The organism is Salinibaculum salinum, assembly GCF_037645885.1.
Taxonomy (GTDB): domain Archaea; phylum Halobacteriota; class Halobacteria; order Halobacteriales; family Haloarculaceae; genus Salinibaculum; species Salinibaculum salinum.
Map to the genome: position 1 here is coordinate 89,489 of NZ_JBBENW010000008.1, position 22,030 is coordinate 111,518.

The 22,030-nt window shown below is 61.4% G+C and carries 25 protein-coding genes; 15 read left to right on the plus strand and 10 right to left on the minus strand.

Going from position 1 to position 22,030, the window contains the following annotated elements; genetic code table 11:
- Positions 1 to 177: 177 nt before the first annotated feature.
- On the plus strand, positions 178 to 327 hold the full coding sequence (locus WDJ60_RS10150; protein WP_340100272.1) for a hypothetical protein: 150 nt from the start codon (positions 178 to 180) through the stop codon (positions 325 to 327).
- A 331-nt stretch (positions 328 to 658) separates the two neighbouring features.
- Here the strand turns inward: WDJ60_RS10150 and WDJ60_RS10155 are convergent, their stop codons facing one another.
- Positions 659 to 1,279, minus strand: coding sequence for a hypothetical protein (locus WDJ60_RS10155; protein WP_340100273.1), 621 nt, complete (start codon positions 1,277 to 1,279; stop codon positions 659 to 661).
- A gap of 474 nt (positions 1,280 to 1,753) precedes the next feature.
- Between WDJ60_RS10155 and WDJ60_RS10160 the strand changes: the two genes are divergently transcribed.
- Both WDJ60_RS10160 and WDJ60_RS10165 read left to right on the plus strand, forming a co-directional pair.
- A complete protein-coding gene (locus WDJ60_RS10160) occupies positions 1,754 to 2,356 on the plus strand; it encodes a DUF7344 domain-containing protein (protein WP_340100274.1) in 603 nt (200 codons plus the stop codon).
- Between the two features lie 477 nt (positions 2,357 to 2,833).
- Complete coding sequence (locus tag WDJ60_RS10165; protein WP_340100275.1) at positions 2,834 to 4,360, plus strand: DUF1102 domain-containing protein; 1,527 nt, start codon at positions 2,834 to 2,836, stop codon at positions 4,358 to 4,360.
- Between the two features lie 11 nt (positions 4,361 to 4,371).
- Here the strand turns inward: WDJ60_RS10165 and WDJ60_RS10170 are convergent, their stop codons facing one another.
- The 3 genes from WDJ60_RS10170 to WDJ60_RS10180 all read right to left on the minus strand — a co-directional run bounded on the left by WDJ60_RS10170 (position 4,372) and on the right by WDJ60_RS10180 (position 8,500).
- Positions 4,372 to 5,238 carry a hypothetical protein gene (locus tag WDJ60_RS10170; protein ID WP_340100276.1) on the minus strand — a complete coding sequence of 289 codons (867 nt, stop codon included), beginning with the start codon at positions 5,236 to 5,238 and terminating at the stop codon, positions 4,372 to 4,374.
- A 197-nt stretch (positions 5,239 to 5,435) separates the two neighbouring features.
- Positions 5,436 to 6,326: a coiled-coil protein gene (locus tag WDJ60_RS10175; protein WP_340100277.1), complete on the minus strand. Its 891-nt coding sequence runs from the start codon at positions 6,324 to 6,326 to the stop codon at positions 5,436 to 5,438.
- A gap of 302 nt (positions 6,327 to 6,628) precedes the next feature.
- Complete coding sequence (locus tag WDJ60_RS10180; protein WP_340100278.1) at positions 6,629 to 8,500, minus strand: glycoside hydrolase family 2 protein; 1,872 nt, start codon at positions 8,498 to 8,500, stop codon at positions 6,629 to 6,631.
- 163 nt (positions 8,501 to 8,663) lie between these two features.
- Here WDJ60_RS10180 and WDJ60_RS10185 point away from each other — a divergent pair, with 163 nt between their 5' ends.
- The 3 genes from WDJ60_RS10185 to WDJ60_RS10195 all read left to right on the plus strand — a co-directional run bounded on the left by WDJ60_RS10185 (position 8,664) and on the right by WDJ60_RS10195 (position 10,141).
- On the plus strand, positions 8,664 to 8,816 hold the full coding sequence (locus WDJ60_RS10185; protein ID WP_340100279.1) for a hypothetical protein: 153 nt from the start codon (positions 8,664 to 8,666) through the stop codon (positions 8,814 to 8,816).
- Positions 8,817 to 8,853: 37 nt separating this feature from the next.
- Positions 8,854 to 9,576, plus strand: coding sequence for a diphthine--ammonia ligase (locus tag WDJ60_RS10190; RefSeq protein WP_340100280.1), 723 nt, complete (start codon positions 8,854 to 8,856; stop codon positions 9,574 to 9,576).
- A 388-nt stretch (positions 9,577 to 9,964) separates the two neighbouring features.
- Entirely contained in the window at positions 9,965 to 10,141 is a 177-nt protein-coding gene (locus tag WDJ60_RS10195) for an HVO_0416 family zinc finger protein (protein WP_340100281.1), read from the plus strand.
- Between the two features lie 107 nt (positions 10,142 to 10,248).
- On the opposite strand, the gene WDJ60_RS10200 is transcribed toward WDJ60_RS10195, so the two are convergent.
- Positions 10,249 to 10,749, minus strand: coding sequence for a PadR family transcriptional regulator (locus WDJ60_RS10200; RefSeq protein ID WP_340100282.1), 501 nt, complete (start codon positions 10,747 to 10,749; stop codon positions 10,249 to 10,251).
- A 169-nt stretch (positions 10,750 to 10,918) separates the two neighbouring features.
- Here WDJ60_RS10200 and WDJ60_RS10205 point away from each other — a divergent pair, with 169 nt between their 5' ends.
- From WDJ60_RS10205 to WDJ60_RS10220, 4 genes are all read left to right on the plus strand, one after another.
- Positions 10,919 to 11,269: an ArsR/SmtB family transcription factor gene (locus WDJ60_RS10205; protein ID WP_340100428.1), complete on the plus strand. Its 351-nt coding sequence runs from the start codon at positions 10,919 to 10,921 to the stop codon at positions 11,267 to 11,269.
- 56 nt (positions 11,270 to 11,325) lie between these two features.
- A complete protein-coding gene (locus tag WDJ60_RS10210) occupies positions 11,326 to 11,622 on the plus strand; it encodes a DUF7521 family protein (protein ID WP_340100283.1) in 297 nt (98 codons plus the stop codon).
- A gap of 59 nt (positions 11,623 to 11,681) precedes the next feature.
- Positions 11,682 to 11,840 carry a DUF7563 family protein gene (locus WDJ60_RS10215; RefSeq protein ID WP_340100284.1) on the plus strand — a complete coding sequence of 53 codons (159 nt, stop codon included), beginning with the start codon at positions 11,682 to 11,684 and terminating at the stop codon, positions 11,838 to 11,840.
- Positions 11,841 to 11,937: 97 nt separating this feature from the next.
- The gene (locus tag WDJ60_RS10220) at positions 11,938 to 13,791 is read left to right on the plus strand and encodes an ATP-dependent helicase (RefSeq protein ID WP_340100285.1); all 1,854 of its coding nucleotides are present in this window, start codon (positions 11,938 to 11,940) and stop codon (positions 13,789 to 13,791) included.
- 25 nt (positions 13,792 to 13,816) lie between these two features.
- Here the strand turns inward: WDJ60_RS10220 and WDJ60_RS10225 are convergent, their stop codons facing one another.
- Positions 13,817 to 14,920, minus strand: coding sequence for an RNA ligase (locus tag WDJ60_RS10225; protein ID WP_340100286.1), 1,104 nt, complete (start codon positions 14,918 to 14,920; stop codon positions 13,817 to 13,819).
- An 86-nt stretch (positions 14,921 to 15,006) separates the two neighbouring features.
- Here WDJ60_RS10225 and WDJ60_RS10230 point away from each other — a divergent pair, with 86 nt between their 5' ends.
- Positions 15,007 to 15,726: an RNA ligase partner protein gene (locus tag WDJ60_RS10230; protein ID WP_340100287.1), complete on the plus strand. Its 720-nt coding sequence runs from the start codon at positions 15,007 to 15,009 to the stop codon at positions 15,724 to 15,726.
- A gap of 1 nt (position 15,727) precedes the next feature.
- Here WDJ60_RS10230 and WDJ60_RS10235 read toward each other — a convergent pair whose 3' ends face one another.
- A complete protein-coding gene (locus WDJ60_RS10235; protein WP_340100288.1) occupies positions 15,728 to 15,970 on the minus strand; it encodes a DUF7533 family protein in 243 nt (80 codons plus the stop codon).
- Positions 15,971 to 16,051: 81 nt separating this feature from the next.
- On the opposite strand from WDJ60_RS10235, the gene WDJ60_RS10240 reads away from it, so the two are divergent.
- The gene (locus WDJ60_RS10240; RefSeq protein WP_340100289.1) at positions 16,052 to 16,663 is read left to right on the plus strand and encodes a riboflavin synthase; all 612 of its coding nucleotides are present in this window, start codon (positions 16,052 to 16,054) and stop codon (positions 16,661 to 16,663) included.
- On the opposite strand, the gene WDJ60_RS10245 is transcribed toward WDJ60_RS10240, so the two are convergent.
- Entirely contained in the window at positions 16,664 to 17,689 is a 1,026-nt protein-coding gene (locus WDJ60_RS10245; protein ID WP_340100290.1) for a PrsW family intramembrane metalloprotease, read from the minus strand.
- A 318-nt stretch (positions 17,690 to 18,007) separates the two neighbouring features.
- Here WDJ60_RS10245 and pdxT point away from each other — a divergent pair, with 318 nt between their 5' ends.
- Together pdxT and hisE are read left to right on the plus strand one after the other, a co-directional pair.
- A complete protein-coding gene (gene pdxT / locus WDJ60_RS10250; RefSeq protein ID WP_340100291.1) occupies positions 18,008 to 18,616 on the plus strand; it encodes a pyridoxal 5'-phosphate synthase glutaminase subunit PdxT in 609 nt (202 codons plus the stop codon).
- A 38-nt stretch (positions 18,617 to 18,654) separates the two neighbouring features.
- On the plus strand, positions 18,655 to 18,948 hold the full coding sequence (hisE, locus tag WDJ60_RS10255) for a phosphoribosyl-ATP diphosphatase (protein WP_340100292.1): 294 nt from the start codon (positions 18,655 to 18,657) through the stop codon (positions 18,946 to 18,948).
- Between the two features lie 156 nt (positions 18,949 to 19,104).
- On the opposite strand, the gene WDJ60_RS10260 is transcribed toward hisE, so the two are convergent.
- On the minus strand, positions 19,105 to 19,467 hold the full coding sequence (locus tag WDJ60_RS10260) for a DUF5518 domain-containing protein (RefSeq protein WP_340100293.1): 363 nt from the start codon (positions 19,465 to 19,467) through the stop codon (positions 19,105 to 19,107).
- Positions 19,468 to 19,560: 93 nt separating this feature from the next.
- On the opposite strand from WDJ60_RS10260, the gene WDJ60_RS10265 reads away from it, so the two are divergent.
- The gene (locus tag WDJ60_RS10265) at positions 19,561 to 20,523 is read left to right on the plus strand and encodes an NOG1 family protein (protein WP_340100294.1); all 963 of its coding nucleotides are present in this window, start codon (positions 19,561 to 19,563) and stop codon (positions 20,521 to 20,523) included.
- 117 nt (positions 20,524 to 20,640) lie between these two features.
- Here WDJ60_RS10265 and WDJ60_RS10270 read toward each other — a convergent pair whose 3' ends face one another.
- Positions 20,641 to 21,939, minus strand: a complete 1,299-nt coding sequence (locus WDJ60_RS10270; protein ID WP_340100295.1) for a TIGR00341 family protein — start codon at positions 21,937 to 21,939, stop codon at positions 20,641 to 20,643.
- Positions 21,940 to 22,030: the final 91 nt, after the last annotated feature.

A 22,030-nucleotide genomic window follows, 5' to 3' on the forward strand; every position in this document is an offset into this window, starting at 1 on the left:
ATCCGGATTCGGCGACGGCGTTCGGGTACTTCGTAGGATAGACGTACCAGTGTCCTCGTCCTCAGGAAGGAGGTCTCTGCGTGCAAATATCGGGTTGGATAATCGATTCAGTCTCCGCTTGAGGACGTTCACGCACCTCAATACAAGATGGAAAGTGGACGAAATCCCGATAGAGCAATGGCTACTACAGATTCAACGGAACCGGTTGACGTCTCGTCACTCCAGGACCACCTCTCGAAAGCGCTCGACTGTGCAGAAAGCAAGCCTGCAAAGTATCACCTCCGGGAAGCGTATCAGAAAGTGGTTATTCTGGAAGAAGGGAAGTAACCGATCCGGGTTGTCGTGACTGGCAACGGCGTCCTCCCGTATCACACATATGATCAGTCGTGTGCTTCGACGGGAACATCAATGAGTTAGAAGTACTCAACGTTGTTGGAGACGATCGTCGCACCGAGTTCGGACGCCGCATCAACAATAATAGCGTCGCCCGAGAGCGCGTTAATTCGGTCCTGTTCGATAGATCCATCACGATACAGTCGCGATTCGATCTCCGAGATTCCCAGGCGAGATTCGGAGTGATCAGCTTAACGAACATAACCGTCTGAAAGAGAACGGGAAGACGTAACAGAATATTTAAATCATCCGAGTGAGGGCCGATCTAATTACCGCCGGGGCCCTCTGCCTTGATTGTGAGTGACCCGGTAAGATCATCGTCGGTGGTTGCCAGGGAGCCGGTCGTGTTGACCTCAACGACCACGTACACCTCCTGCCCCGACTCGAAATCGACGGGACCAGAGGTGGGCAGATTTTTCGACACTGGGATTGGAGTTCCTAGTGCGTTGTTTGGCGCTCTTATATCAGCCCAGTAACCGTCAGGGTCGCCCGATCCGAGAGTGTGGAATTTGATGAACGATTCGTTGGAATAGGTGGTGCTATTATCAACCCAACTGTCGTCCTCCAGTTCGTATTCCAGAATAAGGTCGTCGTAGTCCTGCGAATCGTTGTTGACTATCTTGAAGGCGTAATTGGATGCGGGATCGTCTGGATCCCCCCAAGTGTATTGAGAATTGATGTTAACACCTTCTCCTCCCGGCCCCTCAAGATCGATAACGAGTTCGCCATCATCATTGATCTCGATATTTTGATGATCACCGGCCATCAATCCGATTAAACCCTCCTCGTCGTTAACGACATCAACAGTGACTGAGCGAGACGCTGAGGCAGTCGTAAACGCACCAGTACCCATTGCAGCTGCCCCGCCGGCAGCGAGCGATCCCATTCCGATCAGGAATTTTCGTCGTTGCATAGTTGTTCACCGCGCGCCGTGCTGCGGCGCGCTTACTCAGGAGATGGATTGCTACCATGATTGTATTCAGCCGCGTGAGATGGGTCTCCAGGCCCGTGAAGCTGGTTCACGCGAGTCCAGAACTACCGTTCGGAGTCGCCGAAAAATATCAGGCACAGTCTGAAGACGGACCGGAATCAACGTAGACCCGACATAACAAACAATTCGGTTATACGTTCTACCATTGACAACTCCATAACAAGACGATACGCGACGTAAATCGATATTGGCAGTTTCAGAGAGTAATAGAACCGTTTTCGACGGTTGCACCACTGTTCAAAGAGTGCCTGAAATACATCTCGGACCCGTTGAACCGTGAAATGAGCTGAAAGTAAAGCAATTCCAACAGTGAAAGATGTGGGGTGTTTTATACAATTACGAGACAAGTACGTGGCAAGGGGAGAAGGCTTGGCACAAGTTCAACAGCAGTCAGCAGCGGTACCCGAACCGAAAACAGACGAATCGGAGACGAGCATCTCCAGAGACACGATGTACAAGATGCTCGCCAACCAGCGGCGGCGCTACACGATTCACTATCTCAAAGAACACGACGGAACAGTCCCACTCGGTCTGCTCGCCGAGCAGGTCAGCGCGTGGGAACACGACACGAGTCTCGACCAGATTACCTCGAACGAACGAAAGGCCGTCTACACGGCCCTCCAGCAGCGGCACCTGCCGAAGCTGGACGACGCAGGCATCGTCGAGTTCGACAAACGCGCGGGCACGGTCGAACCAACGGACTCACTGCGGAACATCGATATCTACGCCGAAGTCGTCGAAGAAGGAGAGTTCCCGTGGAGTCAGTACTATCTGGGACTATCGACGATTACGCTGGCGTTGATGGCCGCGGTCTGGGCGAACGCCTATCCGCTCGCGGCCCTGCCCGATATCGCCTGGGGAGTCTTCTGTGCGGTTTCGTTTACCGTCTCTGCAATCGTCCACGTCGTGATGAACCGAGAGATGAAACTTGGGGGCTCACCAGAACCACCAGCGAAACCGGGTGACCAGTAATGGGACGACGCAGGCAGATCGCACTGCTTGGGCTCGCTGTCGCCAGCCTCATGCTGGCGACCGGTAGCGGTGCGTTCACTTCAACGTCTGCAGACCGAGGCGTGTCAGTGTCAGTAGTCGAAGACGACAGAGCCTATCTTAGCCACTCGTGGCACGAACTAGATCGATGTGGCAATCAAGATCTCGTGACAATCACGAACCGTTTCAGTACCACACTAACAGAGGTCAATGTTACAGTTGTAGACTCCGAGGGAGTTACTCCAGAGATCAATAACGAGCCAGAACAGCTTGGCCCGGGAGAGTCAGCAACTGTCAAAATTAATCCACACGCACCTGAGAATGCAAGCCAAGAGATAGAACGGTCTGTCACCGTTACAATCGAAGCAGAAGGTCCCGCGTCTGTCGAAATCGGACAGGAACAACTGGAGGTGAACTGTCCAACACGTAACAGTTCCGGGAACTAAGAATCAAAAACCGATGAACCGAACAGTCCTGTCCCTCGTCACAATCAGTCTGGCGGGGACGCTCCTCGTCTCGACGGGGGCAGTGCCGCTGTTCGACGGGCAAACGGACCGGATTGCCGACGATGTCGAACTCGCGCCGAGCGACGGCCCCAACGGCGAGTACGCCTACCTCGACGGCGACGGTGAACTCGTCGTCGACATTTCTGCGGCGAATTCCAACCTGGACAGCGAGGGCGTCAATCCAAACAGCATCACGGCCATCGACGACGTGTTTCGCGTCCGCTACAACGGTTCCCGGTACGCGAACGTCTGGCTGACCCACGAATCAGACGCAGTCACGTTCTACGCCCGCGGCGACGCTATCGAGTCACAGTCATCGAGCGTTACCCTCAGTCCGAACGAATCCGTTTCGGTTGGACTGGGCGTCGACACGACCGGTGAGAGGGCAGACGGTTTCGTCGACGACATCACTGTGCACGCGTCCGTCGCCGAACCCGAAGAAGTGACTGACAGCGCCGGTAACTCCGATTCCAGCAATTCCAGTGAGACGCTCTCTGTGAACGAGATCTCGCAGAACTCTACCCCCCGCATCATCGTGAACGTCACCGAACCGCACAGTGGCGAGCGACACGTCGTCGTCGAGAACCTGCGGTCCAGCGCCGTGGTCGACATCGACCTCGGCCGGTTGCCAATCGTCGGCAACAACGTGACGCTTGACGGCATCCGGTTCGTCTCGACGACGACCGGCGATGCGAACTTCACGTTCACACAGCAGTCGTCACCACCGGCCCCAATCGAGCCGATTGCACTCGACGGCATCGAGCCGAAGGGCTATTTCACCCTCAATCACAGCATCGACGGTCGTGATGTCGAGAGCGTCTCGCTCCGGTTTAGCGCGAACAGTTCCTACCTCGCGGAGAACGGTATCGCCCCCGACGATGTGCGCCTCCTGCGGCACGGGACCGATGGCTGGGAGACGCTGGACACCACCCGCGCTGTCGGGAGTCCCGGCCGCCTCCACTTCGTCGCGGACTCACCGGGCCTATCGACGTTCGCAGTCGGTGTTCGAACGCCCCAGTTCGTGACAACGCAGGTATCCGTGTCTCCGACATCGATACAGTCAGGCGAGACAGCGTCCGTCACGGCAGTGCTCAAAAACCGCGGGAGCGTGCCCGGGGAGAAGACTGTGACTCTCACGAGAGACGGAGTGACGAGACAGACCCAGACGGTCAGTCTCGCTCCCGGCCAGCAGACGACAGTCCAGTTCGACAAGCGCCCGTCCACGGCTGGTACCTACGACTATGCTGTCGACGGTATCCCCGCGGGGACGCTAGTCGTCGAGAATCAATCAGCGACGCCAGACACCACCCAGACTCCGACACCGTCCGATACCGCGGACTCGACCGGACAACCACCGGATGAGACCGTTCCAGTCGGCAACGAGGCGGCCGGCTTCGACAGCACGGCACTGCTGGTCATCGCCGCCATCCTCGCCGTCGTCGGCGGCACAGCGCTGCTCCGCCGCTCCAGCTACTGGTAGCGCCGACCGGGTCAGTCCGTGACCTGGACCTCCAGTTCCGCCGCGACGAACGGGACCAGAAATCCGAGGGAGTAACCGAGGAGGTGGACGTAGAGGTTCACCGAACTGTCAGTGAGTCGCGGGTCGGTCGGGAAGGCGACGAACGGCAGCCCGAACACGAGGACGAGCGCGACGACGCCCAGTTCGAAATAGCCCGAGTCGGTGGCAGCAGCCCGGATTTTTTCCAGGAGACCCGGGCCCTGGTTGAAGGCCGAGACGGCGTACAGGAGTGCCGAGAGCAGCGTCGCAGCGACGAGCCCACTCGTTCCGAGAAAGACAGTCGCGTTCTCTGCGACGACAGACTGGACACTCAACACCGCGATAATGCCGAGCGTGAGAAAAAACAGCACGGGCGCAACCGCGGCACGCGGCCCGATATCGAACCGTCTCTCCGCGTACTCAGCGAGTGACAGGGGGAGGTAGCCGGCAAACGCCATCACGACACCGGAAAAGCCAAACCCGACCGAGCTTCGCACCACCGAGAGGTTCAGATACGAGAGCAGCGCCGGAAGGACGAGCACGAAATTGAGAAAGACCACGTAGAACTGGCGACGGTGGCCGCTGGCAACCGCGAGCGCGAAGACGACGGACACGACGACTGTGTAGGTTGCGAGATTGACGAACAGGTGGAGTCGATCGAAGTGGACAAACGCCGACGCGAACGCCGCCGAGAACGAGGGGTCGGTGTACTCGAAGACCAGCGAGCGACGAACCGCGGCCGGCGAGACGAACACCGAGAGCAGGACGAGCGGAACCGACGCCAGCAAGGCAACATCGTAGAACCGCATTCGCTGGCGGACCGTTTCAACGAGCCCGGCCGAATGCGTCTCTCCGGTCATGATTCAGTCAGAACTCGCCACAACCGCGTTCGATACGCCCCCGACTCCACGGGTTTCGACGCGATTTCAACGCGCTCATGTATGCGTGAAAATACAGATATAACTTAAACTTGTACGTTGCTCCATCGGCGACGACTGGTGGACCTGCCGGTCTCGGTGGGCGTGAACGGCGTCAGTAGAAACAGATCAGCAGATATTCAGAGCAGGCCGGTCTTCTGCAGCTTCATCAGGTCCTCGGTGTCGAGGGTTTCGCCTTCCTTGAACTTCTGGTAGATTTCCTCGGCTTCCTCGCGAGCGGCCTCTTCTTTCTCTTCGCGGGCTTCGCGCTCGGCCTCTTCCTCTTTCTTGTCGAGTTCGCGCAGGCGCTTCTGGACGCGGACGAAGTCCTCGTGGTGGCGGTCTGCGGCTTCCTGGGCGTCGACGAACTCCTCGTGTTTCTCGTCGGCTTCGTCACGGATTTCGTCGGCCTCGCGGTAGGCCTCGATCATCTGGTTGTGGTGTTTCTGGGCCTCGTCAGCCAGCTCCGTAACCTTCTGGTGGTGTGTCGAGGCTTCCGCGCGAACCTCTTCGGCCTCCTCCTTGATTTCTTCGAGGTCGGCGTTCTGGTCGAGTTTCTCCTTTTTGCTCTGGAGTTTCTCGCGCTTGTTCTCGATTTTCTCGATGAGTTCGCGCTCTTCCTCGGGGCCGAGCACTTCGGTCTGCTGTTTGAACTCGAGGTCTTCGATTTCCTCTTCGAGGTCCTCGATGGATTTGCCCTCGTCGAGTTTGAGGTCGTTTTTGAGTTGCTCGACTTCGTCGAACAGCTCGTTTGCCTTCGCGTTGAGCTCGTTGCGCTTCTCCTTGTGCTCCTGGACCTCCTCGTTGAGCTCGTCGCGCTTCTCGCGGTGCTCCTGGGCTTCGTCGACCTTCTCGCGCGTTTTGGCGTTCAGGTCGTCGCGGTCCGAGGCGCGCTCGGATGCGAGCTGGTTGAGTTCGTTTCGTCGATCTCGAAGTTTCCCGGCGAGCTTGATGAGTTCGCCTTTGGAGTTCTCTTCGAGGTCTTCGTCTGTCAGTTCTACGTTCTTTGATTCGTCTATCGAGTCTACCATGTTTAGTCCTCTATGCCATCCCCGTTGCGGCTGTGGCAGTCGACACCCGGTGACTGGCGGCTGTAGCGTCGCCACCCGACGGCAAACGACCGGAAACACCGGTCATGCCAGTCTCGGTTGGCTGACGCCGACAACAAGATTTCCCTGTCATACTGGGCAATAGCACGATACTGCCGGAACGCCGCAACGTTCTGGTGACTACTCCTATTGTCGATGGGCGCTTAAATATTCCGGTCCCTGAAACCCCTGTCTCTGTGTACCACACGCCACAGAACGCCGGTTTGGCTCTCGAAACAGGCCGGTCACAGGTCGTAGCTGTTCTCGACAGTCCCGCCCGACGCCGCGAGGGTCAGTGTGACCGAGTCGGCCCCACTCGGAATTGCGATATCGTCACGCCAGCGACCGATACCATTGACCGTAATCTCCCGTTCGCCACGCTCGTCACCCGCTTCCCACGAGACGGTCGCCGACAGCGGTTTGGGCCCATCGTTTCGAACGACGACTTCCCGGGTACCGGTCCCGGGATTCAGGAGAAATACCTGTGCCGGCTGGAACGCCGCAGCGAGTGTTTCCTGTGCGACCTTTGGGTCGCCGTCGACATCGTAGATACCCATCCCGGCGGCGTCAGTGTCCCGGAGCGTCGCAGCGATGGTTCCCAACCCACGACAGCGGGCACGCTCCGCGACGGTCCGCAGTGTCTCGGCCTGGTAGGACTGGGACGCGTCGACGACGTCGGACGAGTCCGACGAGCCACCACTCGTGGTACTCGCAGAGACACCCGCGTCGACGTACCGGGCGTGTTTCTCGTGCTCGAAGCCCGCGGCCGTGTCGACATCCTCGGCCAGCGATCCGGCACCAAAACTGGCGAGGATATCCGTCGGGTACCGGTCAAGAAGCGCCTCGATGCTCGCTGCGGTGCCGTAGTCCCACCCGGGGTAGTACGCCGCAGCATCGTGATCGATTCCCGGTTCACCGACGACGGGGAACACAGCGAGAGCGTCGGGAACGGCGTCGGCAACCGCGTCGGCGTCGCTGCGGTCGTAGCTGTTGCGCCAGCCCCGCCAGCGCAGGCGCAGCCCGTCGAAGAGGCCGCCGCCGAGACCGTCTGCGAAGGCGTCGGTCGGTTCGTCGTGGACGGCGACGGCCGCGAGACTCGGATGCTGTCCGTAGGTGCTGGCGAGCGCCCTCGCGAGAGACTGGCCGCGCCCGGCGTCGAAGTCGCCGGGACCGGTCAGCGGGAGGTCCTGCCAGACGAGCATCCCGCGTTCGTCGCAGGCCTCGTACATCTCTCTCGGAAGCGCGTGGGCGCGAGCACGGACGAGGTTCGCGTTGGTCTCGATAGCGCGGTCGATATCTTCGGGGTCGTCGGTCAGCGTCGTCACTCCACGAATCGGGACCGCCTGGCCGTTGACGACCAGCCGGTTCTCGTCGTGGGCAACCTCGCGGATACCCGTCGTGACCGAGTGCTCGCTGTTTCCCAGTTTCGCCGTGAGTCGATAGCGGTTCTGTTGGCCGAACTCTCTGGGCCACCACAGCGACGGGTCGTGAACGTCGATCGTGTGCTCGACGGTGGTCTTGCCCGGGCCGCTGGTCTCGACGCGCCCGCGGTCCATCATGCCGCGGGTCTTGAGGTCGCCCTCGGGTTTGAGCGAGTAGGTGATGCGGTCCTCGATCGGGTCCTCGGAGACGACGGTCGTCCGGACGTGGAGAACCGCCCCGTCATCGGTGACTTCAGGACGGACACGCATGCGGTCGACGTAGGGGAGCGGGTGACTCTCGACGGTCGCATCCCACCAGATACCGGGGACAGCATCGGCGTCGGGCACGGCGTCGGTGTCGTGGATGCCACCGAATCGGTCCCGGGGGGCATGGCAGGTGACCGAGAGTTCGTTCTCCTCGTAGGGCAAGAGCGGAATTCGGAGTGGCTCGAAGTAGGCGTCGTGTTTGGCGGTGCCCTCGCCGTCGAGACGCTCGCCGGTCACGTCGACTTCGGCGTGAGCGTAGAGACCGCGCAACTCGACGACAGCGGCGTCGTCGCTCGGTCCGCGCGGGTCGTCGAACCTCGTCACGTACGTCACGCCGTCGGCCCCGGCGAAGGCCGCTGGCTTGCCCGGCACCGACACCGACCGTTCGTCGGACCCACCGACCGCCGTTGCGCGCCACTCCTCGAACATACACACTCGGGCGTTCGCCGCCCCCATTACTGTTACCCTACCCGACCGACACAGCGCCAGACCGGTGCAGGCCGGCACAGTGACACACCGACGCAGTCGGTTACTTTCACTTTCACTCCGCCCATGGCTCGGTTTAAGGTATGATGCCGACCATCCTTCGAGTATGCTCGACGAACTCGCCTGCACGTGCGACGCAGAGGGCTGTACGCGGACGCTCACCGACGCTGACTGTATGCTCGTCTACCGGACGGAGGCGGGCGAGCGCCGCGCCTACGAGTGTGCGTGCGGCGAAGTGACGGTGACGGTCCACCGATAGCGACAGCGGTTTCACCGCCCGAACCGTCCCGTAGCGTATGACATCGGGCGCGTGGATCAGTCTCTTCTCGGGCGGCAAGGACTCCTCGTGGGCACTCTATCAGGCACTCCAGCGGGACCTCCCCGTCGAGCGACTCGTCACCGTCCACCCGGCGGGCGACTCCTACATGTACCACGTCCCCGCGACGGAGCTTGCGACCCTCGCCGCCGAGAGCATCGGCGTTCCGCTCGTCGACGTGCATCCGGACGACTTCGGTGCCGACGACGTGCCCGACGCGGGCGTCCAGGGGGACGAGGAACTCAAGCCGCTCGAAGCAGCTCTTGAGGGGCTGGCAGCCGAACTCGACGGCGGGATTGCCGGCCTGACCGCCGGCGCGGTCGAAAGCGAGTACCAGACCAGTCGCATCGAGGCGATGGCCGACCGACTCGACGCAGACCTCTTTGCGCCGCTGTGGCGGCGCGACCCCGTTGCGCTCGCCGAGGAGATGCTCGATACCGGCTTCGAGATTACCATCATCCAGGTCGCCGCCGCCGGGCTGGACGAGTCCTGGCTCGGGCGGACGCTGGATGCCGACGCGCTTGCGGAATTGCAGCAACTCAACGAGGAATACGGGGTACACGTCCTCGGCGAAGGCGGCGAGTTCGAGACGTTCGTCACCGACGGCCCCCACATGGGCCACCGAATCGAACTCGACTACACGACCGAGTGGGACGGCACCCGCGGCACGGTCACCGTCGAAGATGCGCGACTCGACAGGTGACGGCCTGACGCGTCTCCGCGAACGGTCGCGTGCGATGCAAACGGAGACGACTACTCCGCTACCATGGGCACTAATGGTCAGCGGACAGATGATCATATCAATCATGATAACTGGAGAGATATTTTTATCATCTATTACGCCGATATTTGGGATGCTGGCATCAGACTGGTGCCAAGACCCCCTACCCCCCTTTCCCCCTTTTGACTGGGCCTGTCGCGACAGTGTCGTTCAACGAGGAGTGCAGACCACTACTATTCAGGATCACCAGTGTTTCGATATCATCAGCCGACATAACTAGCATCAGTTGTGATATCTGACGAGAGTTATCCCTGCCAATACCCACCACAACCAATAGAACTATATGCTGGTGTGGTATACCATATCATGTATGGCCTCCGCCCCGAGCAGCAACGACATGTTCGACGAGTTTCTCTCCCAGCGTGGCCACGAGACGGACGAGATCGGTTGGGAGGAAAGCTACAACAAAAAGCAGTGTCCGGACTGTGGCGGACTTCACGAGGAGGGAGCTACAGAGTGCTCGGTCTGTGGCTGGACACCGGTATAAACTGACGAGTCGCTGTTTTTTCGGCGCAAGTGCTCGCGTGACACTACCGTCGGTAGCCCAGCATCTATCGTACTCACCGAACGGAAACGAGGGGGGATCAGTGGGTGTTACACCGAATCGAGTGCGGCGTAGAGAAACAACCCAACTGCGAGGTGCTGATGCGCTGCGTCTTCGAGTAGCGACTCGGCGGCATCGTCGTCGTCGATGGAGTACTGTTTGGTCTGGACGAGGTCGTGCCGCGAGAGGGTGCCATCCGATTCGAGGTCGTGCAGCCGTGGGTATACGGTACCCGGACTCGGTTGCACGTCGAAGAGTTGCGCCACGTCCTCCATCAGTCCGCTCCCGTGCGTCCCGTCGTCGCGCAGTGCGATCAGCGCCACGAGAATCTCGTCTAGACTCTGCGTGAGTACCTCCTCGGCGACGTCGATGTCAGCGACGTCGTCGTCGAGCAGGTCCCCAGCGACCGACGACAGAACCTCCGCCGGCGTGTCGTCACACCGGCCGTCGCGCACACGCTCCAGCAATTGAGGGGTGACAGGGGGGGAACTGTCACGAGAGGGGTCAGTCTGTGCAACGTGCGGCGTCGCCTGAAGGTTGTCACCGGACATGGTTTGCGAGACGAGATCAGCAGCTAGTACTCTTGCGGGGACGACTATAACACCCCGAGCGCGTTTTCTGAGTCTGAAAGAACCCCACCGAAGCGGCAGCGATTCGTACGCGACTGAGCAGTCGAGCCGTCACTCGAAAACGCTTATAATCCGGGCCACAGAGAATCCAATAGTGGACGACCGAAGTATCGAGGAGATCCTGGACACGATCGGTGACCAGCACGCTCGCCACGTGCTCGCCGCGATCAGCCGCGACCCGAAATCGGCCAAGGAACTGGCCGAGGAGTGTGACATGTCGCTGCCGACGGTGTACCGTCGCATCGAGATGCTCTCGGAGTACGACCTCGTCACAGAGCATACGCTGGTCGCCGACGACGGAAATCACTACAAGGTCTACGAATCGAACTTCGAGAGTACGGTCATCTCGTTACAGGACGACGAGTACCACGTCCGAATCTACCGCGAGGAGAATCTCCCCGACCGCTTTAGCCAGTTGTGGGACGACCTCCACGCCGAGTGAGCAGGCAAAGAGGTAGCCACGTTTATTATACCGGTTGATGTACCACCGGTGAACAGATGGTCGACGTCGTACCAGTGGCCAGGGGGGTACTCGTACTCATGCGTTTTGTCGTGTTCGGACTGACACTCGGCATCACGCTCATCAGTTTCCAGGCGTACCAGAAGCGCCAGACTGCGCGACTCCAGTACGCGTTTCTCGGTTTTGCCTTCATCAGTATGGGCGTGGCAATCAGCAGCGTCATCACCCAGTTCGGCGCGAACACGGACCCACTGATAAATCTCTTCTTCCAGTTGTCCGAGACCATCCCCTTCATTATCGGCTTCAGCATGCTGTACGTCTCGTTGTACCGATAATTGAATTTCAAAACCATTAAGAACCATCTTGTGGCATGTGAGTCCGGGGCGTGGGACAAATGCCAGACTGTCAGAACTGTGGCGCATTCGTCACGAAAGATTACGCACGAGTATTCACACCGAACGACATGGACGAGCCGCGCGTCTGTCCCGAGTGCGAAGACATGATTCGGGACGGCAGCGACGTTCGCAAAGCCCGGTCACCGCGGCGGTCGTAGGAGACGCAGACACCGCCGTTCAGACGACCTGTCACCAGCGATAGCTGGCGGGTCGAAGTCGCTCCGTTTATGAACCAGCGGGCCCACTATAGTTGCAATGACTGACTCGACCACCCAGGTCGTCCGCCTGTTTGGTGGCCCGGGGAGCGGGAAGACGACGGCACTGCTCGACCGGGTAGAGCAACTACTCGAAGAGGAAGACGACATCGACGTTCGGGATATCCTCGTCGTCTCGTACACTCGCGCGGCCGCCGCGGAGATCCGCGAACGCCTCGCCGAACGACTCGATATGAGTCCACGTGCGCTGCGCGGGAACGTCTCGACGATGCACGCGAAAGCCTACGACCTGCTGAACCTCTCACGTGGCGACGTGGTCGGCGAGTCGGACAAAGAGGAGTTCTGCGACCAGTTCGGCATCGAGTACGAGGACGAGTACGAGGGGTCGCGCCGCCGCTCGGCGCGGTCGACGACGCTCGGCAACAAGGTCATCGCGACCAGTCAGTGGCTGCAGCGGACCACCCGCGACGTGGCCGACTGGTACGACGTGCCGTTCAAGTGGGACGACGAGGAGGTCCGTCTCCCGCCGGACATCGACGAGAACGCCCAGACGGGGAACAAGTACACCCCGACCTGGCCCAGCGACGACGACCGGCTCGACATCCCCGAAGCGATTCGCGCCTGGCGCAGTTACAAGGGCGACAACGGCCTCGTCGGCTTCGCGGACATGCTCGAACGCGTCGAGCAGCGCTCCCTGCTTCCGAACGTCGATTACCTGGTCATCGACGAGTTCCAAGACATCACGACGCTGCAGTATCGCGTCTACGAGGAGTGGCGACCCCACATGAATCGAGTGCTCATCGCCGGTGACGACGACCAGGTCGTCTACGCCTGGCAGGGTGCCGACCCGGACCTCCTGCTCGAAGAGGACGTCGACGACGACGTGATTCTCCCCAACTCCTACCGACTCCCCTCGCGCATTCTCAACGTCGTCAACCGGGAAGTCTCACACATCGAGAAACGGCAGGACAAGGACCTCGAGCCCCGCAAGGAGGGCGGCAGCGTCGAGGCGGCCCAGCACCCCTCGATGCTCGACGTGGTCCGGAACGTCCGCGGCACGATAGCCGAAACCGAAGACGACACCGTAATGGTGCTGTTCCGGGCGCGCTATCAGATGTTCCAGTTCATCGACGAGTTTATCGGTGAAGGCATTCCCTTCCAGTGTCTGACCGACCAGCGGATGTGGACCGACCGGCTGCAACAGTACGTCGAGGCCATCGAAGCACTGGACGCCGACAAACCGGTCGATGGCCTCCAGGCCCGACGTCTCGCGGACATGCTCGCCGATTCGGCGTTCGGCACCGGCGAGCGCGACGACCTCTTCGACGAACTCGACGACCGCGAGGAGGCGAGCGACGTCGAGGACATCGTCAACCTCGAAATCGAACCCGAGGTCATCAGGGAGTACGCACCGTTCGTGCCGGACCCACGCTCTGCGGCCGACATGCTCCGGAAGGTAACCAACTTCCAGGAGCGGACTGTTGGGGCCTACTTCACTGGCGACTACCGTGGGATGGTGAGCGACCGCGTGCGCGTCGGCACCATCCACTCCGCGAAGGGTCGCGAAGCCGACCACGTCTTCGTCGCCACCGACCTTACCGAGAAGGTCGTCGAGCAGATGGCCGCAACCGTCGAGCAGAACGGCCAGCACATTCCCGGCGACGGCGAGTTCACGAAACACACCTCACCGGTTCCGACGCTCACGGACAACGAACGCCGCGTGTTCTACGTCGGGATGAGCCGCGCCCGCGAGCGCCTCGTCCTGCTGGAGAACCTCGTCGACGGCGCACCGACGCTCCCGGTCGACGTGCTCCTGAACAACGAGCCGACCGGTACAGAGCTCGACCAGCTCCTGGCCGAGGCGGAAGAGCCCCTGCCCGCACAGGCCGACTGACGGCCGCCGTCGGATGCGGGACTCGTTACTCGTCGATAGTGCCGCCCGAGAGGAAGTGGCCGATTTTATCCCGGCTCGCGTCTGCGACTTTCGTAAATCGGACCACGCGATCGCCGTCCTCGTAGGTATCTTTCTCGATATCGAGATGTAATCCCACGGCGCGAAACCGGTTTAGAAGTGACTCTATCGTCGCGGGGTCGCCACGAACCGTGTGAGTGTCCCCGATAGACTCGCCCTGTTCGACGGCGCGGATGCTTTCGATCGCAGGGAGGAGGATAGCTTCGCCCATATCACGCGCACGCTGTCTGGCAGTGTCCTCGTCTTCGCCGAACTCGACGGACTGGAACGCCTCGCGGATGACCCTGGCGAACAGGAACTGCCGGCCGTAGTCGAACGGTTTGTCGAAGGCGTGTGCGAGGTCGGCGCGGTGAATCGCCGAGGTGGTGTACTTGACGGTCCGTCTGCCGTCGGCAGATTTGACGACGACGCCCTCGCGGCCCCGCTCGTCGAGGTCCGCGATAGCGTCGCGGATCGCATCGACGGCCGCGTCCGGCTCGTGGGTGCCAAACGCCGGGACTGCCGGCAGGTCGTAGGCGTCACAGCGCTCGCGCCGGCGGTCGACAGACACCGGGTCGCCAGTCTCCCGATTCCGGAGGTCGAACACCCTGAGAGCAGCCTCCTCGACTTCCTCGTAGTCGTGAGTCGTGTATGGGTTTTCGGGACCGATGAGCTCGCCACAGACGACCGTCTCGGGGTAGTCGTCGAAGAAGACATCGAGGGGGTACTCGGCAGCCAGACTCGTCGTAAAGGGGCAGACGTAGCCACTGCGGGTGAACGCGAGCACGTCGCCGTCGACGCGAGCGATGCGGACGTTGTAGCCGTTGAGTTTCTCCTCGATAGTGACTGGTCCCTCGAAGAAGTCCGGGATGCCGGGGTCCAGAACGAGCACGCGCGGTATCGAGGGAAAGCCACGGACGATGGCGTCACCGGTGACGACGGTCCCGCGCTCGACGCCGTGGCGCTCGTCGGGGAGGTAGAAGTACTCGCGGCCACGGTGGGTTGCCCGCTCGAAGTGCTCGGCGAGCTCGTCGTGGTCCGCATCGAAGACGACACTCAGATCGCGGTCCATGGTGGATACTGCGACGCTCAGTGCCAAAAGCGTGGTGTGGGACACCGGGCCGGAGAACCTTTCACGACGGGGACACAACCACCAGTATGGCCGAGTCACCGCTCAAACAGCGGTTCGTCCTCGATACGTCGCTGTTTCTGACACCGGAGATTCGCGGCGAGGACGAAACCGTCGAGGAGGCCTGTCTCGCACTGCTCGACCGCATCGCAGCGGCCCGGCTCGAACACGGCATCTCCTGTTACATGCCCCCCTCGATTTACGAGGAGCTGACGGTCATGCTGAAAGACCGGGATGTCGACGACGCCACTATCCAGAAACTCAACACCTGGGTCATCACGAAGAGTCCGGCCCACTACGAGGTGATGATTCCGGCGGAGATGGTCTACGAGTTCATCGACGAAATGTCCGAGCGGGTCAACCGCGGCCTGCGCGTCTCCGAGAAGGCAGTCCGGAAAACGGAACAGAAACACGGCGAGACCGTCGAGGACCACGACCACATCACCGACGTTGACCGCGTCATCTCGGATCTGCGCGACGAGTACCGCGACGCGCTCCGCCAGGGCGTGCTCGACTCCCGCGAGGACTTCGACCTGCTCATTCTCGCCCGCGAACTCGACGCCGGCGTCGTCACCGAGGACCGGGGCATCATCAACTGGGCGGAGGATTTCGGCCTGCGATATCTCCAGGGCCGGGACTTCCCCACGCTGCTCGACGAGTATCTCGCCGCGACCGAGACAGGTCGGTGGGTCGACCGGGACCGTTCGGCGCCGGGAATCGCCGACGAACCGCCGGAAGACGGCGAGTAGCCTACTCCTCCTCGTCGGGATCTTTCGCGACGCGGCCGGTGATCCGCTGGAGTGCCATCGCCGGCAGATCTTTCGGCGACGTGATGTACTCCCGACCCAGCACCATCACGACCGACAGGAGGAGGAAGCCAGCGCCGACGAGTACGTCGCCCTCGGTGAGTTTGAGGAGGCCGAAGAAGCCGACTGGAACGGCGAAGACGACGCTGCCGGCAAACTGGAGAAACTCGATGACGCCACGCGACATGGACGGGCGTAGCGCGTGGACGGGCAAAAAGTCGCCCATCGCATCGAAAGCGTTTGGCCGGTTCGACCCGAAGCGAGGGGTATGTTTACTGGTATCGTCGAGGAGACGGGCGAAGTGCTCGCAGTCGACGACGAGGAAGGCGGCCGCCGCCTCCGCATCGGCACCACGTTCGAGGGGCTCGAAGACGGCCAGTCCATCAGCGTCAGCGGCGTCTGCCTGACCGTCGAGGAGTTCGAAGACGGGGAGTGGTTCGCCGTCTTTCTCGCCGAAGAAACAGTCGCAAAGACGTATCTCGGAACGGTGAGCGCCGGCGACGAACTGAATCTCGAACGGGCGATGCCCGCCGAGGGTCGCTTCGACGGTCACTTCGTCCAGGGTCATGTCGACACCACGGCTGAGGTGCTCGACATCGAGCAAGTCGGGGACGACTGGTTCTACACGTTTTCCATCCCGACAGGACAGGACCAGTACATCGTCCCGAAAGGCTCGATTACCGTCGACGGCATCTCGCTGACCGTCGCCGACCTCGGCGACGAGGAATTTACCGTCGCTATCGTCCCCGAGACCTACGACGTGACGACGCTCTCGACCAAAGAGGTTGGTGACCCGGTCCATATAGAGGTCGACGTCATCGCGAAGTACGTCGAGAGCCTGGTCGACGAGGGTGCCGTCGAGAACATCGTCGGGCAGTAGTCACGGATCGAACTCGGTGAGTTCGCTCTGAAGCTCGTCTTCGTTGTCGGTGTGAGCTCGCTCGTAGACCGCCCGATACTTCGAGAGTTTTCGGCCGAGCAGAATGGCAAAGACGCCGTCGTAGGCGACGATGAACACCACGACAGCGGCGAAGTTCGAGAGGCCGAACGTCGTAGCGAGTACGTCGGGAACGTGTGAAACGAGAACGTTGTACCAGCCGTGGATGAAGATGGCGGCGAGCAGTCCCTTGATGACTATCGGGCCGGCGTACTCGCGATTGAACTTCGCCAGCCCGAGATAGTAGCCGGCAAACGCCGAGTAGATGACGTGGCCGGGACCGGCGAGTGCACGCTGGGTGGCGATCGACGTGCCCTGGGCGATGGTCGTGCTGAACCCGGCGGCGCTGTCGGTGTAGCGAGTGATGTAGACGGCGTTCTCGATGGTGGCAAAGCCGAGCCCGGCCATCGCGCCGTAGACGGCACCGACGACGACGGCGTTGAACGCCGGCTTGCGGTAGGCGTAGAGCCAGACGGCGAGCAGTTTCACGCACTCTTCGATTGGTGCGACGACGAACAGAAAGAGGGCAGCCAGCGCAATCTCGTAGTCGAGGTCGAACGCAAACAGCAAGGGGACGAACTGCTCAGCAACGGCGACGTTGAGCACGCCGGCAAAGCCCGCAAAGAGGAATCCGAGGACGAACGTGACCACGAGCAATCGGAGCGATTCTCTCGTCGTCACGTCGGCGTACCAGATGTACGCGGCGAGCAACAGCGCTGGCACTGCAGAGAGCGCGACGAACGCCCCGACCAGCGGGTCCGCGAGCGCGCCGAGACCACCGAGTGCGAACTGAGAGACGAGAATGAGCACAGCGAGGACGACGAGCATGATGCGTGCGGCGACACGCGAGGCCGAGTAGAATCGGTAGATGACCCGGTCGGGCAGCGACGCCGGCCGCCAGGTCGCGATATCCTGCAACTCCATCGACCCGTCGTCGCGCTGCTGAACCGGGTCCCGTCTGCCACTCATTTGACGGTACGTTGGCCGCGTCGCACCTAACGCTTTGCCCGCGCCGCCCTCTATGGTCGGTTTTTCCCGAGCAATGGCGCCAGATGATTAAGGCCCATTATATTATATATTGGAGAGGTTTAAATAGTGTGAGAATCCCACACACGATAATGACTCGCTACAGCGCAAGCCGGGGGATGATGTACACCGCGCCGCCGCCGACAGACGAGGAGACACCGACAGACGACATCGAAACAGAGAGCGCAGAGCCAGCAGCGGCCGACGACTAGTACTGCCGACAACGAGGCCTTTTTCGCCGTGAGTCACCCAGCAGAGAGTATGACGCTAACGGCGGGTGTCGTCGCAGTTCAGGGGGACGTCAGCGAGCACGCCGACGCCATCGAGCGCGCGGCACGGGCGCACGGACAGGAAAGCGAAGTGCTCGAAATCCGCGAGTCCGGGCTGATTCCCGACTGTGACGTACTGTTGTTGCCCGGTGGCGAGTCGACGACCATCTCGCGACTCCTCCAGCGGACGGGGATGGCCGAAGAGATAATCGACCACGTCGAAGCGGGCAAGCCGATGCTCGCGACCTGTGCGGGGCTCATCGTCGCCAGCATGGACGCCCAAGACGACCGTGTCGAGACGCTGAACGTGCTGGATGCGACCATCGAACGCAACGCCTTCGGCCGGCAGAAGGACAGTTTCGAGGCGCTGCTGGAGATCGCCGGACTCGACGAGCCGTTCCCGGCCGTGTTCATCCGCGCACCGGTCATCGATTCCGTGGGCGAGGACGTCGAGGTACTGGCGTCGGTCGACGACCGCCCGGTCGCAGTCAAACAGGGCCCCATCGTCGGCACCTCGTTTCATCCCGAACTGACCGACGATTCACGGATTCACGACCTGGCCTTCTTCGAGACAGTCGCCGTCGAGGAGAGCCAGCGGTAGCGACAGACACAAACCCGCCCCCGCCGACAACTCCGCCAATGAGCGACACCGACGAGATTCTCGACGAACTCTTCGCCGTCATCGAGGACCGCAAGGAAACCCTCCCAGAAGACTCCTACACCGCGTCGCTGTTCACCCACGAGAAGGGAGAGAACGCCGTCCTCGAAAAGTTGGGCGAAGAGACGACCGAACTACTGCTGGCGGCGAAAGACGACGACCACGAAGAAATCGCACACGAGTCTGCCGACATCGTCTATCACATGCTGGTCTTGCTCGCGATGAAAGATATGGATGTAGAGGATTTGCGGGCGGAGTTGGCGGAGCGACGGTAACCGTACCGACCGCGACCGATGGGAGCGGTCGGCATTTTTCCCCCAGGTTTTTGCCGGGAGTGGTACGTGACCGACGGGAACGTACCCGACCGGGAAAAAGGTGGTAGCGATGTGGAGGATTTGCGGGCGGAGTTGGCCGAGCGACGATAGCGCGGTTTAGCCGAGGATACCGCCGACTGCACCCCCAACTGCGCTGTCGAGTGCGAAGACGAACGCGATGACGAGAGCGACGACGAAGATGCCGGCACCACCGAGCAACCCACCGGCCGGACCGCCGGCAGCGAGTCCTAACGTTGCTCCGAACAGTCCAACGATGACCGCGAGAACAAGGCCATCGAGCGCACCAGCCAGCAGTCCGTGCCACGCGCCGCTGAGAATCCCGCCGCCGGCGAAGAGACCGGCCACGAAGCCAGCGATCAGTCCCGCGCCGACATGACCCACGACGGGGAGCGCGAACGCGAACAGTCCGGCGACGATACCGACGAGAAAGCCGAGCAGGACGGCACGCCAGTTGGTCATATAGTCTGTTGGCCGCCAAGCAGCAAGACGGTGTTGGCACGCTCCGAACTGTAACGAACGCCCTTTTACCCCCGGACCGTCTACCCGGGTGCAATGAGCCAGCCGTTCGAGGACCTCCCGACGATGCTCACTGCCGACGAGCTCGTCGACAAGGCCTTCTCCCGAGCCTCCCGCGCCGGCCGCGCCAAATCCGGGTTCGAGGCCCAGCAGTCGATGCTGATGACCGCCGCTAATATCGTCTCGGACAACCTGGAGAACGTCGTCACCGGGTGGCCGGACTTCGCCGAACTCGACCCCTTCTACTACGAACTCGCCGATGCCATCGGCAACGTCGACGAGATGCGCCAGCACCTCAGCGAACTGATGTGGGCCAGTCGGATGGCGACCGATATCCGCAAGGAGTACGAGAGCCGCCTGCAGGGCGACGTCGATACCGCCCGCAAACTCCGAAAGCAAGCGTTCGCCCGACTGGCCGACGTCGTCGAAGAGATCGAGCCCGACATCGACGCGCTCAAAGAGTCACGCGAGGAACTGCGAAAACTGCCCGACATCCGCCCAGACGAACCCACAATCGTCGTCGCGGGCTACCCGAACGTCGGCAAATCGACGTTCGTCAACGCCGTCACTCGTGCCAGCAACAAGACGGCCAGTTACCCCTTCACGACCACCGAGATTCGCGTCGGCCACGTCGAACGCGACCACATCCGCTATCAGCTGGTGGACACCCCAGGCCTGCTCGACAGGCCTCCGGAGGACCGCAACGAAATCGAATCGCAGGCCGTGAGCGCGCTCGAACACGCCGCCGACGCAGTACTCGTACTGGTCGATGCCAGCGGCGAGTGCGGCTATCCGCTCGCCGACCAGTTGGAGCTTCGCGACGACATCACCAGCCGCTTTTCGGCTCCCGTCCTGACTGTCTGTAACAAGTCCGACCGCTCGCGCGACGTGGAGGCCGACCACTACATGAGCGTCACCGAAGACGAGAACGTCGATGCCGTCCTCGCTGCTGCCATCGAGGCTGTCGGTTACGAACCGGAGTTTCCCTTCGACGAGTGACCGGCCGAACGTTTATCAGAAATTGGGCGACCAGCCCTGTGCGTGTCCTGACAGAGTAGGCGGGGCAGGACCGCGATAGTACGGCACAACTGTCCCGCACTCGACGCGTGCCGTCTGTTAGCCAGTCTCGGTCGTGACATACCGGACCTGTGTCTCGATATCTCGACCAGTAGTCTCTTCGACGCGTTCGTCGATATCGGGGGCTAGCCCCACAGCCGACTGCCCCGGTGGGATGCCGACAGTGACGATAATTCGTTGTGGTTCCTGGAACAGCGCTGTGTTGGTGTGTTCGACCTGAACGTTCAGGACAGTCATTTCGAGGTCTGTATTCTCGTTTGCCGCCGCAACAGCAGCCTCGGCATCCGTCGTCAGCTGTTCGGTCGTCGTCGCGCGCGTATAGGAGTCGTACGTGACACCACCGAGAAACGCCGAGAGGAGAATGATGGCCACGACGAGCGTCGCAATGCGCTTTATCATCGCCTGCCGTGCGTCACCTTGACGAAACCAGTGTTCGGGCCGGTAGCCGCTGTACCAGAGCACCACGAGCGCTGCAAGGTTGATAGAGAGGACGTTCACAAGCAACAGGACACCCGACCCAACCGCCACGAGCGGTGCGCCCCACGCGAGTCCGATCCCGACCGTTGCCGCCGGCGGGATAAGTGCGACGGCAATCATCACGCCGACCAGCGCCGTCGACACTCCGGACGTGAGACTCACGACACCCGCAACACCGGCACCGATAGCGACGACCAGTGACAGGAAATCCGGCGCGACGCGCTCACGTATCTCCGGGATGGTCGTCACGTCGGCCAGCGGTGGAATCAGATTGCTGTACCGGACGACGAGTGCGAACAGTGCTGCGGTGACGATCGCCAGCACGAGCCCGCCAATCTGAAGGCGAACACCCCGCGAAAAGAGGTCGTGGTCGTTGACCACGGTCCCAACGCTGGCGGCCATCGCCGGTCCAACAAGCGGCGCGATGACCATCGACCCGACCACGACTGCCGGCGAGTCGAGCAAGAGTCCCGCCGTCGCAATCAGCGCGCTCACCACAGTCATAACGACGTAAACATCGAGCGACGGTGCGAGGTTACTCGCTTCTGCGGTCAGTTCCTCGCGTGCGATACGGCCCTCGTCTTCCTCCTCGGCGTACTGTTTCTGTAACTCCTCGAAGCGCCGCGAGACGACAGTGTTCGCCTCGACGACGACAGTAAACGCGTCGTCGCCCAGCCCGGCTTCCCGGAGCGATCCCAGTATCGGCTCGACTGCGTTGGTCGGCAAGGGAAAGTACGCGACTGCGGCATACTCGCGGCCGCTGGTCTCGTCGGCGACCACATAATCGACCCCTTCGTCGTCGAGCGTCGACAGAATCGTCCGACGTTTACCCGACGGAATAGTGACCTGAACGAGTCGCACGTCCTCGTGGTCGGCGGGCGGAACAAAAGCACTTGTGTCATTCGCTCGCACTGGACGCAAACGCTTACTCCGCCGGACGGCGTGATTCAGG